This window comes from Microbacterium sp. cf046 (assembly GCF_900114345.1).
In the GTDB taxonomy this organism is placed as follows: Bacteria; Actinomycetota; Actinomycetes; order Actinomycetales; family Microbacteriaceae; genus Microbacterium.
This window is the reverse complement of sequence record NZ_FOZJ01000003.1, coordinates 400,177-415,078: the sequence shown is the minus strand read 5'-3', so window position 1 is coordinate 415,078 and position 14,902 is coordinate 400,177. Positions and strand designations below refer to the sequence as shown.

Annotated in this window: 15 protein-coding genes; 8 read left to right on the top strand and 7 right to left on the bottom strand. The window is 68.9% G+C overall.

Features of this window, described 5'->3' with window-relative positions; all coding sequences use genetic code 11:
- The first annotated feature begins 50 nt into the window (after nucleotides 1-50).
- From BM349_RS14360 to BM349_RS14350, 3 genes are read left to right on the top strand one after another with little or no spacing between them, the layout of a single operon-like run.
- A complete protein-coding gene (locus tag BM349_RS14360) occupies nucleotides 51-638 on the top strand; it encodes a dihydrofolate reductase family protein (protein ID WP_091707595.1) in 588 nt (195 codons plus the stop codon).
- Complete coding sequence (locus tag BM349_RS14355) at nucleotides 635-1,462, top strand: MBL fold metallo-hydrolase (RefSeq protein ID WP_254773921.1); 828 nt, start codon at nucleotides 635-637, stop codon at nucleotides 1,460-1,462. Before BM349_RS14360 ends, BM349_RS14355 begins: the two co-directional genes overlap by 4 nt.
- Nucleotides 1,463-2,503, top strand: coding sequence for an aldo/keto reductase (locus BM349_RS14350; RefSeq protein ID WP_091707592.1), 1,041 nt, complete (start codon nucleotides 1,463-1,465; stop codon nucleotides 2,501-2,503).
- A 21-nt stretch (nucleotides 2,504-2,524) separates the two neighbouring features.
- Here the strand turns inward: BM349_RS14350 and BM349_RS14345 are convergent, their stop codons facing one another.
- The gene (locus tag BM349_RS14345) at nucleotides 2,525-2,989 is read right to left on the bottom strand and encodes a MarR family winged helix-turn-helix transcriptional regulator (protein WP_091707590.1); all 465 of its coding nucleotides are present in this window, start codon (nucleotides 2,987-2,989) and stop codon (nucleotides 2,525-2,527) included.
- Between the two features lie 89 nt (nucleotides 2,990-3,078).
- Here BM349_RS14345 and BM349_RS14340 point away from each other — a divergent pair, with 89 nt between their 5' ends.
- The 4 genes from BM349_RS14340 (at nucleotide 3,079) to BM349_RS14325 (ending at nucleotide 7,053) form a co-directional block, all read left to right on the top strand.
- Nucleotides 3,079-4,032, top strand: a complete 954-nt coding sequence (locus BM349_RS14340; protein WP_091707589.1) for an SDR family oxidoreductase — start codon at nucleotides 3,079-3,081, stop codon at nucleotides 4,030-4,032.
- A 34-nt stretch (nucleotides 4,033-4,066) separates the two neighbouring features.
- Nucleotides 4,067-4,981: an amidohydrolase family protein gene (locus BM349_RS14335; RefSeq protein WP_139230991.1), complete on the top strand. Its 915-nt coding sequence runs from the start codon at nucleotides 4,067-4,069 to the stop codon at nucleotides 4,979-4,981.
- Complete coding sequence (locus BM349_RS14330; RefSeq protein ID WP_091707588.1) at nucleotides 4,978-5,430, top strand: MaoC family dehydratase; 453 nt, start codon at nucleotides 4,978-4,980, stop codon at nucleotides 5,428-5,430. The genes BM349_RS14335 and BM349_RS14330 overlap by 4 nt, the downstream gene beginning before the upstream one ends.
- Nucleotides 5,431-5,529: 99 nt before the next feature.
- Nucleotides 5,530-7,053: an acyl-CoA synthetase gene (locus tag BM349_RS14325; protein ID WP_091707586.1), complete on the top strand. Its 1,524-nt coding sequence runs from the start codon at nucleotides 5,530-5,532 to the stop codon at nucleotides 7,051-7,053.
- A 90-nt stretch (nucleotides 7,054-7,143) separates the two neighbouring features.
- Here the strand turns inward: BM349_RS14325 and BM349_RS14320 are convergent, their stop codons facing one another.
- The 6 genes from BM349_RS14320 to BM349_RS14295 are packed head-to-tail and all read right to left on the bottom strand — an operon-like array spanning nucleotide 7,144 to nucleotide 14,234.
- On the bottom strand, nucleotides 7,144-7,608 hold the full coding sequence (locus tag BM349_RS14320) for a DUF3237 domain-containing protein (protein ID WP_091707584.1): 465 nt from the start codon (nucleotides 7,606-7,608) through the stop codon (nucleotides 7,144-7,146).
- A complete protein-coding gene (locus BM349_RS14315) occupies nucleotides 7,605-9,041 on the bottom strand; it encodes an amidase (RefSeq protein WP_091707583.1) in 1,437 nt (478 codons plus the stop codon). The genes BM349_RS14320 and BM349_RS14315 overlap by 4 nt, the downstream gene beginning before the upstream one ends.
- Entirely contained in the window at nucleotides 9,038-10,732 is a 1,695-nt protein-coding gene (gene nikE / locus BM349_RS14310) for a nickel ABC transporter ATP-binding protein NikE (RefSeq protein ID WP_091707582.1), read from the bottom strand. Before nikE ends, BM349_RS14315 begins: the two co-directional genes overlap by 4 nt.
- A complete protein-coding gene (locus BM349_RS14305) occupies nucleotides 10,729-11,592 on the bottom strand; it encodes an ABC transporter permease (RefSeq protein ID WP_091707581.1) in 864 nt (287 codons plus the stop codon). Before BM349_RS14305 ends, nikE begins: the two co-directional genes overlap by 4 nt.
- Nucleotides 11,589-12,548, bottom strand: coding sequence for an ABC transporter permease (locus tag BM349_RS14300; protein ID WP_091707580.1), 960 nt, complete (start codon nucleotides 12,546-12,548; stop codon nucleotides 11,589-11,591). Before BM349_RS14300 ends, BM349_RS14305 begins: the two co-directional genes overlap by 4 nt.
- 48 nt (nucleotides 12,549-12,596) lie before the next feature.
- Nucleotides 12,597-14,234 (bottom strand): ABC transporter substrate-binding protein, encoded by a 1,638-nt coding sequence (locus BM349_RS14295; protein ID WP_091707579.1) that lies wholly within the window; start codon nucleotides 14,232-14,234, stop codon nucleotides 12,597-12,599.
- Nucleotides 14,235-14,329: 95 nt separating this feature from the next.
- On the opposite strand from BM349_RS14295, the gene BM349_RS14290 reads away from it, so the two are divergent.
- Nucleotides 14,330-14,902, top strand: a complete 573-nt coding sequence (locus BM349_RS14290) for a TetR/AcrR family transcriptional regulator (protein WP_091707578.1) — start codon at nucleotides 14,330-14,332, stop codon at nucleotides 14,900-14,902.

Genomic DNA, 14,902 nt, shown 5'->3' with positions numbered 1-14,902 from the left:
GCTTCTCAATATAGTAGTTGCAAACCGCAATCACTTATCAAGGAGAGCCGATGGGTCGCTTCGTGTACGCGATGAACGTCTCCCTCGATCTGCGGATCGAGCAGGTCGCCGGCGACGACGGCGCGGGCGAATGGCTCCACATCAGCGAAGGCCTCCACCGCGAGTTCAACGCACGGACGGCGGAGCTCGTGCTCATCGTCCACGGCCGGGTCTACTACGAGATCATGGAGGAGTACTGGCCTCGCGCGGACGAGGATGCGTCAGCTCCCGACTTCATCCGCGAGTACGGCAGGATCTGGACCGCAAAGCCCAAGCTGCTCGTCTCGAACACGCGTGACCGTGCAGATCACAACACGCGGGTCATCGGAGGAGACGACGTGATCGCCCAGCTCGCCGCGCTGCGAGCCGAGACCGACGGCACGATCGGCGTCGGGGGCGCGACGCTGGCGACGCAGCTGCTCCGGGCGGGCCTCCTGGACGAGCTGCTGCTGGCCACCCATCCCTCGATCCTCGGATTCGGCCGTCCGCTGTTCGACGACTACGAGGTCCCGATCGACCTCGACCTGCTCGATCAGCGATCGTTCGAGCACGGCGTCACGATGAACCACTATGCGATCCGCAATGCGGTGGAGGCATGATGATGCTGCGCGAGGTCGCCGAGGGCGTGCGGGTCCACGAGAGCGAGTGCATCCAGAGCAACGCCGTGATCGTGGACGGCGACGCAGGGGTGCTCCTGATCGACCCGGGTATCACGCGCGAGGAGATGGCGAGCATCGCAGCCGACCTGCGCGAGCTGGGCACAGCGGTCGCTGCCGGATTCGCCACGCACCCCGACTGGGATCACGTCCTCTGGCACCCGTCTCTCGGCGACGCGCCGCGCTATGGCACGGCGCTCTGCGCGGCATCCATCAGAGATGTGCTCGCCCGGCCGGACTGGAAGGAACAGGTCGCGGAGGGTCTGCCGCCGGAGGTCGCCGATGACGTCCCGATGGAGCTGTTCGGCCTGATCAGCGGTCTGCCGGCAGGAGCGTCGCAGGTCCCCTGGGACGGTCCGCGGGCTCGGGTCATCGAGCACCGCGCGCATGCTCAGGGGCATGCAGCGCTGCTGGTCGAGGACCGCCGCGTCCTCGTCGCCGGCGACATGCTCTCCGACGTCCTGGTCCCAATGCTCGATCTGCAGGCCGCCGATCCGATCGAGGACTATCTGGCCGCGCTCGAGCTGCTCGAGGCTGTGGCGCACGACGTCGATGTCGTCATCCCTGGCCACGGGTCCGCCGGCGATGCGGCGCAGCTGCGTGCGCGGATCGAGCAGGATCGGGCCTATGTCAGGGGCTTGCGGAGCGGACGGATGATCGAGGATCCACGAATCGGCTCATCCGCGAAGCCGGGCTGGGAGTGGGTGAGCGACGTTCACGAGTGGCAGGTGGAGCGGCTCACCGGTGGCGGCGGAACGGAGACCTGAATGGAATATCGTCAGCTCGGCAGGTCGGGGCTCACGGTGCCGGTGCTGTCATTCGGAACCGCGACGTTCGCCGGAGGCGAGCACACCGGCGCCTGGGGCGACATCCACGACGACGAAGCACGGCGGATGGTCGACCTGGCCCTGGAGGCGGGGATCAACTTCTTCGACACGGCCGACATCTATTCCGACGGCCGTTCGGAGGAGATCCTGGGCCGTGCGGTCGCCGGCCGTCGAGACGAAGTGCTCATCGGCACCAAGGCGAATGGGCGCACGGGACCCGGCGCCGACGACGTCGGCAGCTCGAGGTACCACCTCACGCGCGCGCTCGAGTCGAGCCTTCGACGACTCGACACCGATCACGTCGACGTCTACTACCTGCACGGCTTCGACGCGCTCACGCCGGTGGACGAGGTGCTGAGCACCCTCGACGGGTTCGTGCAGAGCGGGAAGGTCCGTTACATCGGATGCTCGAACTTCTCGGGTTGGCAGCTCATGAAGTCGCTCGCGGTCTCGGAGCGCCACGGATGGGCCCGCCACGTCGCCCATCAGGCCTTCTACTCGCTCGCCGCCCGCGAGTACGAATGGGAGCTGATGCCCCTCGCCGTCGACCAGGGAGTCGGCACCGTGGTGTGGAGTCCGCTCGCCCAGGCACGACTGACCGGAAAGCTCCGGCGCGGAATGCCGGTCCCCGACGACAGTCGACTCGCCGTGCCGGGCGAGACCGAGGCATCGGGTGACCGCGAAACCCTCTTCCGGATCATCGACGTGCTCGACGAGCTGGCCGCGGAGACAGGCAAGACCATCCCGCAGGTCGCGCTCAACTGGGTGCTCAGCCGGCCGACGGTCTGCTCCGTCATCTTCGGGGCCCGCAACGAGGCCCAGTTCACGGAGAACCTCGGAGCGGTCGGATGGTCGCTCGATTCAGACCAGATCGCGCGGCTGGATGCGGCGAGCTCGAGGACGCCGATCTACCCGTACTGGCACCAGATCGTCAACAATTCGGAGCGACTCCCGTTTCCGACCCGGCTGAGCGTCGACTGACCGACGGGAGCGGCGAGTTCGTCACGGCAGGAACGCGAGCCGACGCAGGAGGACGATCAGCAGTTCGCGCTCCTCCTCCGTCAGGCTCTCGTGCAGCCGGCGCTCGGCGGCGCGCGCCGAGGACTCGGCTGCGGCGAAGAGCGTGCGCCCCGCTGCGGTGGCGGTGACCACGTTCGCGCGCCGGTCCGCCGGGTCGGGCTCCCTGATCACGAGACCTCGCGCCTGCAGGTCGTCGACGAGCGCGACCACCTGACTCGGATCCAGACGCAGGACCTCGGCGAGCTCGCGCTGGGATGGCCGCGCCTCGCTGACGGCCAGCGCGAGCACCGAGTACGACCGCACCTTGAGGCCGTGCGGGGCCATTGCGGCATTCCCCGCCGAGATGGAGAGGGCGTTCGCGCGTGCGAGAAGGAAGCTCATGTCGTCGGTGAGGCCGGCAGTCGCCATGCGCGATGAGAGCGCCTGTGGTCCCGCATCCGTCTCCATGAGGTGATGCTACCAAAGATGCTGAACGTCAATCATTGACAAGTTCAACTATGTTCGGTAGAACAGTCGGAGACACGAAGGAGTTCTGCATGTCCTCGAACGGAACAGCACTGGCCGGCAAGGTCGCGATCGTCACCGGCTCCGGACGAGGCCTCGGTCTCGCCTACGCCGCCGAGCTCGCACGGCAGGGCGCATCCGTCGTGGTCAACGACGTGGATGCCGCCACCGCGGCCGCAGCCGTCGCGTCGATCGAAGCCGAAGGCGGCAAGGCAGTCGCCGTGGTCGCTCCCGTCGGTCCCACCGAGACCGCCCAGAAGCTCGTCGCCGCTGCGGTGGAGAGTTTCGGCGGACTCGACATCCTCGTCACCAACGCCGGCGTCCTGCGCGACACCGTCCTCTGGAAGATGAGCGACGACGACTTCGACACCGTCATCAACGTGCACCTTCGCGGGACGTTCACCTGCGTCCGCGAGGCCGCGACGTACATGCGCGAGAACCAGGTCGCGGGCCGGATAATCTGCATCGGCTCCCCCACCGGGCAGCGCGGCAACTTCGGTCAGACGAACTATGCGGCCGCCAAGGCGGGCATCGTCGGGATGGTGCGCACCTGGGCCCTCGAGCTCAAGCGCGCCGGAATCACCACGAATGCCGTGATCCCGGTTGCGGCCACCGCGATGACCGCGACGGTGCCGTACTTCGCGGCAGCCGTCGAAGCCGAGTCGGCCGGCGAGCCGATGCCGGCGTTCTTCCGCCACGATCTGGGGTTCGGAACCTCGGACGATGTCGCGGGCCTCATCGCCTACCTGGCCTCGGATGCCGCGGCCGACGTGACCGGCCAGGCGATCGGCATCGGCGGCGACCGCCTGCAGCTGTGGTCGCACCCCGAAGCGGTGGTCACGGCGTACCGCGAGGGCGGGTGGTCCTTTGACGCACTCGAGGCGGACTTCGCCACCGAGATCGGCGGACAGCAGCAGTCGGTCGGCGAGCGGTTCCCGCCGCTGCCCGAAGAGCTGCAGCGCCCGACGGCGGAAGTCGGTCGTTGAGCGCGTCCCTCGCACCACGATCGGTGGAATGGCGATGACCCGATACGAATGCGCGATCGACCTCGATGCGATCGAGGCGATCGATGTGCACGTCCACATCGAGGTCGACGACCACGGGCACTCCTCCCTTCCCGCCGACCTCGTCGAAGCCGTCAGCGCGTACTTCACCACTGACATCGACCGTCCGGATCTCGACTCGATCGCGACGTACTACCGCGAGCGGCGCATGGCCGCTGTCGTGTTCACCGTCGACGCGACGACCCAGCTCGGCCACCCCGCGCTCTCGAGCGAGGAGATCGCCGCGGGCGCCGCCCGCAACAACGACGTCCTGATCCCCTTCGGCTCGGTCGACCCGCGGGGTGGGGCGGCGGCGGTCGGTCGCGCGCGGCGGCTCATCGAGGACCACGGCGTTCGCGGCTTCAAGTTCCACCCGACCGTCCAGGGGTTCGATCCGAGCGACGAAACGTACTACCCGCTCTACGCCGCCCTGCAGGATGCCGGCGTCGTCGCGCTGTTCCACACCGGGCAGACCGGCATCGGCGCCGGCATGCGGGGCGGACGCGGCTTCCGACTGGCTCTGTCCAACCCGATGCTGCTGGACGGCGTGGCCGCAGACTTCCCCGATCTGCAGATCATCATGGCCCACCCATCAGTGCCTTGGCAGGACGAAGCCCTCGCGGTGGCGACCCACAAGCACAACACCTGGATCGATCTGTCCGGCTGGAGCCCGAAGTACTTTCCCGACGCACTCGTGCGGGCCGCGAACTCGTACCTCAAGGGCCGCGTGCTCTTCGGCTCGGATTTCCCACTGCTCACGCCGGACCGCTGGATCCGCGATGTCGAGCACACTGCGCTCAAGCCCGAGGCGCTGCCCGGGATCATGAAGGACAATGCGGCCCGGCTGCTCGGACTCTCCGACCCTCGAACCTCACCACAAGGAGCATCATGACCACCACCGTCGCATACGCCGACGTCGCAGGCCTGGCCGGAACCGATCTCGGCTGGTCGGACTGGCTGGAAGTCACGCAGGACCGCATCCAGCTGTTCGCCGACGCCACCGACGACCAGCAGTGGATCCACGTCGATCCCGAGCGCGCCGCAGACGGTCCGTTCGGCGCAGCCATCGCCCACGGATTCCTGACGCTCTCGCTCGCCGTGAAGTTCTGGACCGAGCTGCTCGACGTCGATGGCGTCACCACCAAGGTCAACTACGGCCTCGACAAGGTTCGCTTCATCTCGCCCGTGAAGGTCGGTTCGCGCGTGCGCATGAACGCCGTCGTCGCCGAAGTGACCGAAGTGCCCGGCGGCCATCAGCTCGCCGTCGACCAGACGATCGAGATCGAGGGCGGCACGAAGCCCGCCGTCGTCGCGCGCGGGCTTTATCGTTTCTATGCGTAGCAGACGCTCCCACTGACCCGCGAGACTGCAACGGGATGCCGAGACGGCGGGTTTCACGCTCAGTCTTGGCGTCTGGTTGCAGTCTCGACGAGGAGAACCATGCACTACCCCGGGCTTGACACCTGGATGCGCACGCGCCGTGCGAAGTCCCCCGACAAGGCCGCGCTGATCACTGGCGATGGCGAGATCGTCACCTACCGGCGGCTGGCGGACGCGGCCGACCGGGTCTCGGCTCTGCTGTGCGCCCGTGCGATCGGCCGGGGCGACAGCGTCGCCTATCTGGGCGAGAACAGCCCCGAGTTCCTCGCGACGCTGTTCGGCTGCGCGCAGCTGGGCGCGGTGTTCGTGCCCGTTAACACGCGGCTCGCCCCTCCCGAGATCCTGCACGTCCTCGCCGACTCCCGCGCGCGCGTGCTCGTCCACGATCGCGGGTTCGCCGATCGCCTCGCACCTCTCGTCTCCGCCGTGGGCATCGCGCACGTCATCGAGACCGGTGACCTGTCAGGCGTCGAGACCGGCGACCTGTCAGTCGTAGAGGTGGGCTCCGAACAGCGCGAGTTCGCCGCCGGACCCGACGATCCGGCGGCGATCATCTACACCTCGGGTACCACCGGCCGCGCCAAGGGTGCGGTGCTCACGCACGGCAACCTCACCTGGGTCGCGATCAATTCGCTCGTGGACTACGACATCGTCTCCACCGACGTCGCGCTGATGATCTCCCCCCTGTTCCACGTCGCCTCGCTCGGCATGGGCGCGCTCCCCGTCCTCCTCAAGGGCGGCACGATCGTGCTCGAGAAGGGCTTCGACCCGGGTCGCGCGCTGCGCCTCATCGCCGAGCACGGCGTCACGATGCTGAGCGGCGTGCCCACGACGTACCAGCTGATGGCGGACCACCCCGACTGGCCGAGCACCGACCTGTCCACCCTCACCAAGCTGACCTGCGGCGGATCGGCCGTGCCCACCAGGATCCTCAACGCGTACGAGGATCGGGGCCTGCACTTCTCCCAGGGCTACGGCATGACCGAGACCTCGCCGGGGGCGACCTCGCTGTCCCCTGCGATGACGCGGGAGAAGCAGGGAAGCGTCGGCCTGCCTCACTTCTTCACGGAAGTCCGGGTCGCCGCCGAGGACGGGCCGGGCGTCGGCCCGGGCAGCGTGGGCGAGATCCAGATCACCGGCCCCAACGTGTTCGCGGGCTACCTCCACCAGCCCGAGGCCACGGCGTCGGCCTTCACACCGGACGGCTGGTTCCGCTCCGGAGATCTCGGATTCGTCGACGCCGACGGGTATCTCTTCATCTCCGACCGGCTCAAGGACATGATCATCTCGGGCGGAGAGAACATCTATCCCGCGGAGGTCGAGAACCTGATCAGCGATCTCGACGGGGTGACGGGCGTGGCGGTGATCGGCGTCCCCGACGGGCAGTGGGGCGAAGTGCCGTGGGCGATCGTCACGGTGCGGGAGGGCGCGTCCGTCGACACCGCTTCGGTACGCGGCCACCTCGATGGCAGGCTCGCCCGCTACAAGGTCCCGAAGCACGTCGTGGTCGTGGGCGAGCTGCCTCGTACCGCGACCGGCAAAGTCAAGAAGGCCGAGCTGCGATCTCGATTCGGACGATCCTGACGTGCATCGCCGTCGTCGGCTCCGAGTCCATGGGAGGCGGAAAAGCGCCGGTGTTCGCGCTCCCGGGGCGCGACCGCCGCTGACCCGTCGCTACTCGATCCGGAAGACGCGGATGCACACCGCATCCGCTTCGGCGCGAGCCATCCCGATGAACTGCGACTCGGTGAGCCAGCGGTGGGACGCCGCATCGGTCTGGAACGTGAACGCCGTGCGGTAGTACAGCTGGGCCTCGGTCACCGGCTCGCCGGCGAAGACGCGGTCCTCGGCATCCGGCTCCGGTCGCCAGTAGCCGCGGTTCACCACATCGATCACGGCGCCGTCCTCCGCCGCGACGAGGTAGCGCGCATCGAGCTGGCACATCGCGCCGCGGCCGACCCACCAGTCGCCGCCCCCCGCGAGCACCGTCCCGGTCAGTCTCGGACCGCTGACGGTGCCTCCGGTGATCGGTGTGAGGTGCAGCTCCTCGGCGACGCTCCTGCCGATCCGCAGAGGAGGCGCGACCTCCGCCCGGATCTCGAACACGTACTCGAGCGAAGGCACGAGCAGTTCGGTCATCGCGACGCACCCTGGGCTACGCGTGCCAGGACGGGCGTGAGCGTTCCGAGCGCGGCCTCGATCGCACGGCCCGCGGCCAGGGCGATGTGGTCGCCATTGCGGGGACCGATCACCTGCACCCCGGTGGGGATGCCGTCCTCGTCGAGTCCGGTCGGCAGGGCGACCGAAGGCAGTCCCAGGAAATTGACCGCGACGAGCAGTCGGTGCGCACGCCAGAGCTCGGTCGTCGCGGCGGGGCCGGACAGGTCGTATCCGATCGGGGGCATTCGGCGCGCCGACACGGGGCCGAGGATGATCGGGTGCTGCGCCTGGAACGACTCCCATGCCGCGGCGATGACCACACGCCGCGCCCAGGCGCCCGAGTACGACTCCACCGTGTCGAGGAGGTCGACGCCTTTCGCGTTGTCGGTGAAGTAGTCGGTCGATCCGCTGCTGAGCGGAACCGGGAACACGCCGGGCGCGAATGCGCCGATCATCTCGGTGGTCGACAGCCGACGCCACAGCACGGCCGCCTCCTCGAGCAGCGGAGGCTCGGCATCCTCGATCTCCCAGCCCGCGTCGGCGAGCGCTCCGGCCGCCCGCTCGACGGCGGCGGACACCTGCGGATCGACACCCCACCCCAGCGGATCGCGCACGACCGCGGCTCGTCGCGGACCGTCGTACCCCGACGGATGCGGGATGCTGACCGCGAGCGGATCGCGACCGTCGGCGCCCTGCATCAGGCCGAAAGCGGTGTCGAGGTCGTCCACCCGGCGCGCGATCGGACCGTTGACCGCGAAGTGCTGCAGCGACAGCGTAACCGGCTCCGAGGTCGAGACGACCGGTGCCGGGATCCTGCCTGCCGAGGGACGCAGTGCGCAGACGCCCGCAGCGTATGCGGGCAGCCGGAGCGAGCCGCCGTAGTCGTTGCCGAGCCCGAGCGGCACCATGCCTGTCGCGACGGCGACCGCGTCGCCGCCACTCGATCCTCCAGGCACCCGGTCGGGATCCCACGGGTTCAGCGTTCGGCCGAACAGGTCATTGTCGGTGTCCCAGCGGAGGCCGAGGTCGGGCATGTTCCCGCGGGCGATCGGGATCGCGCCGGCATCCATCAGGCGCTGCACCATCGTCGCGTTGCCCGAGGGGACGGCATCCGCCAGCAGCGGCCACCCGTTCGTGGTCGCCGACCATTCCAGGTCGATGTTCTCCTTGACGCTGAACGGCACGCCCGCGAGCGGCCCCACCGCTTCGCCGGCAGCGAGCCGGGCGTCGATCTCGGCGGCGAGCGCCCGAGCCCGGTCGCCGAACACCACTGTGACGGCGTTCACGACGGGATTCATCTCGGCGATGCGGGCCAGGTGTGCGTCGACGATCTCCGTCGCGGTCGCCCGCCCGGCGCGGACGGCGTCGGCGATCTCGGTCATGCTCTGCTGCCAGAACGGCTGGTCGGTCATGTGTCTCCTCCAGGCGGGACGATGCGGGTGTTCGTGGTCGCCACGGTGGGCAGGGCGGTCGTCCGCGCGGGGACACGCCGGCGCGGAACCCAGCCGTCGTGCGGGATCGAGTCGAGCAGCATCCGGGTGTACTCAGCGCGCGGTGCGTCCAGCACGTCGGCGATCGATCCCTGCTCGACGATCACTCCCGATCGCATCACGACGACGTGGTCGCACAGCCGCCGAACCACGGTGAGATCGTGCGAGATCATCAGCAGCGCGACGCCGGTGTCGCGACGGATGCCGTCGAGGAGGGTGAGGATCTCGACCTGGGTCGTGACGTCGAGCGCCGAGACGGCCTCGTCCAGCACGAGGATCTCGGGATCCGCAGCCAGCGCGCGCGCGATCGCGACGCGCTGACGCTGTCCGCCGGAGAGTGATCGGGGCTTGCGGTCAGCGAGGCCGCCGTCGAGGCGCACCGCGGCGAGCAGCTCGTCGACCCGTGCGTCCAGCTCGCCACGTGAGTCCTTCGGCCGGTGCACCGCAACCGCTTCACGCAGGCACGCCCGCACGGTCTGCCGGCGATCGAGGGACTGGTACGGATCCTGGAAGACCATCTGGGCGATGCGCGCGCGGCGACGCCGCGCCGACGTGCCTCGGGCCGCCGTCGTCCAGTCCTCGCCCTTGACCGTGACGGTGCCGTCATCGGTCGTCTCGAGCCCGCAGATGATCCGCGCGGTCGTCGACTTGCCCGACCCGGACTCCCCCACGATGCCGAGCGACCCACCCGGGGCGAGGGTGAATCCCACGCCGTCGACCGCGATGAACTCCTCGCGGCCACCCTTCGGCGAGCGCACCTGGAAGGTCTTGCGCAGCGCTTCGACGACGAGCACGGGTTCGGCGGGTGCGACGCCGTCGGTCATGAGGTCCGCAGGCAGCGTCGCCGACAGAAGTCGCCGGGTGTACGGCTCGACGGCATCCTGGCGCATCGTCGACGCCCGCAGCGTCTCGACGGTGCGACCGTTCTGCATGACCGCGATGCGGTCGCACACGGCGCCGGCGAGCGCGAGGTCGTGCGTGATGAAGAGCATCGCCAGATCCCGGTGCCGACGCAGGTCGGCGATGACGGCCATCACCTCCTCCTGGGTGGTGACGTCGAGCGCGGTGGTGATCTCGTCCGCGAGCAGGATCGGCGGGTCCATCGCGAGTGTCGCCGCGATCATGACGCGCTGCAGCAATCCGCCCGACAGGTCGCCGGGGCGCTGTTTCATCCGCCGGTCGGGATCGGGGATGCCGACCTCGGCGAGCAGCTCGATCGCCCGGCGCTCCGCGGCATCCGGCCGCTCGCCTGCGACGGTGATCAGGGCCTCGGTCATGAAATCGCCGATGCTGCGCAGCGGGTTCAGGTGCGCGCGCGGCGTCTGGAAGACCATGCCGAGCCGACGTGCGCGGATGTCGCGCAGGCGCCTGGCCGGCAGGGTAGCGATGTCCTCGCCGTCGATGCGGATCGCGCCGCCGACGTCGAAGCCGTCCGGCAGCAGGCCGGCGACGGCGCGAGCCGACAGCGTCTTGCCGGAGCCCGATTCTCCGACGAGGCCGAGCGCCTCACCGGCTCGCACCTGCAGCGTGCAGTCCTCGACGAGGAGACGCGGCCCATCGGCAGCGGGTGCGGCGATCGAGACATGGTCGAGCTCGAGGACGAAGGCGCTCATCGGTCGGCCCCTTCCGCCCAGGTGGTGACGCGTGCGCCGAGGACGTTGACCGCGAGCACCGTGACGACCACCAGCGCGGCCGGGAACATCGACTGCTCGGGGGCACCGTTGAGAAGGGAGGGCTGCCCGGCCGAGATCATCACGCCCCAGTCCGAGGACGGGGGCTGCGCGCCCAGGCCGAGGAACGAGATCGCGGCCAGATCGAGCATCGCGTAGCCGAAGCCGACGGTCGACTGCGCGAAGATCGGCGGCAGCACGGCCGGCACCAGATGCCGGAAGCAGATCGCCCACGAGCTCACGCCCTGGATGCGCAGCGCGGCGATGTACGGCTTGCCGAGCTCGGCGCGAGCGGAGGTGCGCACCAGACGCGACACGATCGGGATGTAGGCGATCGAGAGCGCAACGATCGGGGCGATCAGCCCCTTGCCGAACATCGACACCGCGAGGACGGCGAGCACCAGGCCGGGGATCGCGAAGATCACCTCGATCACCCGCGTGCTGATGCCGTCGACGAGTCCGCCGAACCATGCGGACGAGATCCCGATCGCGGCACCGAGCGCCGTCGAGAGGATCACCACGAAGAACGGGGCGATCACACTCGGTGCGGCACCGAAAAGCACCCGCGAGTAGATGTCGCGGCCCAGATCATCGGTGCCCATGTAGTGCTCCAGGCTGGGCGGCGACAGCACCGGACCGACGTAGAGCTGGTTCGGGTCGTACGGGGCGATCATCGGTCCGAACGCCGCCATGAGGATGATGACCAGCATCAGGACGCCCGCGGCGATCACAAGCGGGTCGCGCGCGGAGGCGCGGCGGGCCAGGCGGGGCACGCGGCCGCCGGCGAGCTGGGCGACGCTCATGCGAGGCTCCTCGGCTTCGTGGAGTCGGGATCGATGACCGCGATCGCGACATCGACGACGGCGTTGAGGACGACGAACACGGTCACGAGCAGCAGCGATATCACCTGCACGACCGGCACATCCTTGCGCGCGGCGGCCTCGGTCAGCAGCGATCCGAGTCCGCCGATGCCGAATGCCTGCTCGGCGATCGCGGACACGGCGAAGAGTCCCGCAACCGTGGCACCCGATACCGACAGGATCTGCGGCGACGCGTTCAGGAAGACGTGACGGCGGAAGATCGTCGACCGGGGGGTTCCGCGCACGAGCGCTGTCTCGACGTGCTCCGAGTGCTGCTGCGCGACGATCGCACCACGGGTGATTCGGCTGATGTAGGCGATGTACAGGACCGCAAGCGAGATGGCCGGAAGGGTCAGGTGGTAGAGGTTGTCGAGCAGGCCGGTGCCGGTGCCGTACACCGGAAACCACCCGAGCACCCGCCCGAAGACCCAGATGAGCAGGATCGCGACCACGAAGGTCGGCAGCGCCATGCCGAACGACGTGGTGACCAGGACCGTGCGGTCGACCCTCCGACCGCGCGTGGCGGCGAGGATGCCGGAACCCAGCCCGAAGACGACGATCAGGACGAGCGTGTAGAGGACGAGCAGCACCGTGATGCCGATGCGGGGCGCGATGAGCTCGACGACCGGGGTCTTGTAGACGAACGACGTGCCGAAGTCACCCGAGAGGACGCCCCCGATCCAGTTCAGGTACTGCACCCACACAGGCTGATCGAGGTGGTACTGCTCTCGGATCGCCGCGACCATCTCGGGGGTCGGCCGCACGCTGCCCGCGATGGTCGAGACCGGGTCGCCCGGAGTGAGCAGCATGGCCGAGAAGATCACGACGCTGGCCAGGAAGAGGGTGAGCAGAAGTCCGCCGAGCTTGCCCAGCAGCTGCCGGATCACGCGTGCGTTCATCCCTGTCCCCCTCTCCTGGCCGGCGTCGTGTGTCAAGACCAGCCGAGGCTAGCTTCCGCCCAGGTGCAGCGCCCAGGGGCTGGAGTAGGCGGCCACCGAGGTCACCGCGCCGGTCAGATCGTTGCTCAGGAACGTCGTGTGGTACGACCCGGCGAGCGTCACCTGCAGCATGTCAGGCGCGAAGATCTCCTGCGCCGAAACGTACGTCTCGGCCGCAGCCTGCGCGTCCGTCGACGTGCGCGACTGCTGCAGCAGGGCGGTCACCTCGTCGTTCGAGTAGCCGCTCCAGTTGAAGATGCCGCCGAGCTCCGCGGGGAGGAGGAACAGCTGCGGGTAGGCCAGCACTCCCGGCGTCTCGGTGTAGCCGGTGGTGGCGACGAAGTCGATGGTCTCGCGCGCGGCAGGATCGAGGAAGATCGCGGCGAAGTCGGCGGCCTGCCGCTCGTCGATCTCGACGGTGAGCCCGATCTGCTCCGCCGCGCTCTGGATAATCGCGGCGGTCTGGGACAGCTCCTTCGAACCGGCGGGGATCGCGATGCGCAGCGGCACCGAGGTGTCCTCGCCCGATTCCTCGACGAGCTTCTTCGCCGCGTCGATGTCGACCGTCGGCGTCGCCAGGGCGTCATAGCCCGCCTGGTAGGTGTCGGCCGCCGGCGAACCGGACCACGAGAACGGTGCGACGAACGTGCTCTGCACCTGCCCGAGCCCGTTCAGGACGGTCTGCAGGTACTGGTCGCGGTCGATCGCCATGCTGAGGGCCTGACGGATCATCGGGTTCGCGCCCGCACCGGTCGACTTGGTCGGGCCGAAGGAGAGCGATGCCGTCGACGGCCCCACGACCAGGCGACCGGCATCCGATGTCTCGAACGCGCTGCGGCTTGCCGGCGGGACGGTGAAGGCACCGTCCACCTCGCCTTCGAGGAGCGCATTGGTCAGCGTCGTGCCGTCCGGGATGAACTTGTACGTCAGCGTCTTCACGAGCGGCGCGCCGTCCCAGTAGTCCTCGTTCGCGACGGTCACGATCTCGCCACCCGGCGTCCAGCTGTCGAGCTTGTACGGACCTGCGCACAGCAGACCGCCGCCGGACGTCCCGAGCGCGTCTCCGGCGGTCTCGCCGTACGCCTTGCTGAGCACGGCACCGGCACCGCTCGCGATCGCGTTGCGGAAGTCCGAGTCGGGTGCGTTGAAGCGCACGGTCACCTGGCTGTCGCTGGTCGCCTCGATCGACGCCACCAGGACGAAGGCGCCGTAGTAGGAGTCCGTGACGTCGTTGCGGTGTCGCTCGAGGCTGTAGATCACGTCATCGGGCGTGACCGGTGTGCCGTCCCAGAACATGACGCCGTCGCGCAGATCGATGACGAAGGTGACGGGATCGGTCCAGTCCGCCTTCGTCGCGATTCCCTCGCCGATCGAGAAGTCGGGCTCGACGCGCAGAAGGCTGTCGCAGAGATTCGGCGCGACGAAGTTGTAGTCCGCGCCGGGGATGAGCGAGCGCGGCTCGCCTTCGACGAGCGCCCAGGTCACCTGATCGACCTCGGTGGTGGCGTCGGGCAGCGATGCCACGAGCTGCGTCGGGTCGACGGTCGCCGACGCGGTGGGCGATGCGGTGTCGCGGTCGGTGCAGCCGGTCAGCAGGAGCAGCGCTGCTCCCGCGAGGGCCACCGCGGTGATGGCGGGCTTTCTCATTTCGCTTCCTTTCGAAGGTGTGAAGACGACTGTAGTACAACAGTGTTATACATCAATGTTGCATTTGTGTTACGGCCGTGGGTAGGCTGGCCGCCATGCCTCGTGACGTAGACCCCGACAAACGCCTCGCCGACGTCGCCGCCGCGACCGTGCAGGTCGCGCGCACGTCGGGGGCCCACTCGGTGACGATTCGGGCCGTGGCCACGCAGCTCGGCGGCTCGACCACGCTCGTGACGAACTACCTGCCCTCGCGCGCGGCGCTCATCCTCAATGCCCTCGACCATGGCCGCGACCGCTGGCGCGAAGAGCTGGCCGCCGCGCTGACCGGCGTTTCCGACGAGGACCGGCTCGCGACGGTCATCGAGTGGTCGCTCACTTCGACCAGCGACGACCCGGTGCTGCGCACCCTGATCATGGAGATCGTGGCCAACGCCGCGGTCGAGCCCGATATGGCCGCCTCGCTGCACCGCGAATCGACCGAATTCCGCGAGTTGCTGCGCTCCGCGGCGGCCGAGTCCGGATTCGCCGATCCCGACGACGTCGCCGGACTCGCCTACCTGCTCGTGCGCGGCGCATACATCGCGGCGACAGAAGACCCGGAGCACTGGACGGACGCGCGCATCCGCGATGTCATCCAGGGGACGGTGTCGGCGCAGCCGCGCTCCTGA

What these genes read in the sequence shown, in the direction of transcription:
- BM349_RS14360 (WP_091707595.1), top strand. Translation starts at nt 51, where the DNA reads ATGGGTCGCTTCGTGTACGCGATGAACGTCTCCCTCGATCTGCGGATC.
- BM349_RS14355 (WP_254773921.1), top strand. Translation starts at nt 635, where the DNA reads ATGATGATGCTGCGCGAGGTCGCCGAGGGCGTGCGGGTCCACGAGAGC.
- BM349_RS14350 (WP_091707592.1), top strand. Translation starts at nt 1,463, where the DNA reads ATGGAATATCGTCAGCTCGGCAGGTCGGGGCTCACGGTGCCGGTGCTG.
- BM349_RS14345 (WP_091707590.1), bottom strand. Translation starts at nt 2,989, where the DNA reads ATGGAGACGGATGCGGGACCACAGGCGCTCTCATCGCGCATGGCGACT.
- BM349_RS14340 (WP_091707589.1), top strand. Translation starts at nt 3,079, where the DNA reads ATGTCCTCGAACGGAACAGCACTGGCCGGCAAGGTCGCGATCGTCACC.
- BM349_RS14335 (WP_139230991.1), top strand. Translation starts at nt 4,067, where the DNA reads ATGACCCGATACGAATGCGCGATCGACCTCGATGCGATCGAGGCGATC.
- BM349_RS14330 (WP_091707588.1), top strand. Translation starts at nt 4,978, where the DNA reads ATGACCACCACCGTCGCATACGCCGACGTCGCAGGCCTGGCCGGAACC.
- BM349_RS14325 (WP_091707586.1), top strand. Translation starts at nt 5,530, where the DNA reads ATGCACTACCCCGGGCTTGACACCTGGATGCGCACGCGCCGTGCGAAG.
- BM349_RS14320 (WP_091707584.1), bottom strand. Translation starts at nt 7,608, where the DNA reads ATGACCGAACTGCTCGTGCCTTCGCTCGAGTACGTGTTCGAGATCCGG.
- BM349_RS14315 (WP_091707583.1), bottom strand. Translation starts at nt 9,041, where the DNA reads ATGACCGACCAGCCGTTCTGGCAGCAGAGCATGACCGAGATCGCCGAC.
- nikE (WP_091707582.1), bottom strand. Translation starts at nt 10,732, where the DNA reads ATGAGCGCCTTCGTCCTCGAGCTCGACCATGTCTCGATCGCCGCACCC.
- BM349_RS14305 (WP_091707581.1), bottom strand. Translation starts at nt 11,592, where the DNA reads ATGAGCGTCGCCCAGCTCGCCGGCGGCCGCGTGCCCCGCCTGGCCCGC.
- BM349_RS14300 (WP_091707580.1), bottom strand. Translation starts at nt 12,548, where the DNA reads ATGAACGCACGCGTGATCCGGCAGCTGCTGGGCAAGCTCGGCGGACTT.
- BM349_RS14295 (WP_091707579.1), bottom strand. Translation starts at nt 14,234, where the DNA reads ATGAGAAAGCCCGCCATCACCGCGGTGGCCCTCGCGGGAGCAGCGCTG.
- BM349_RS14290 (WP_091707578.1), top strand. Translation starts at nt 14,330, where the DNA reads ATGCCTCGTGACGTAGACCCCGACAAACGCCTCGCCGACGTCGCCGCC.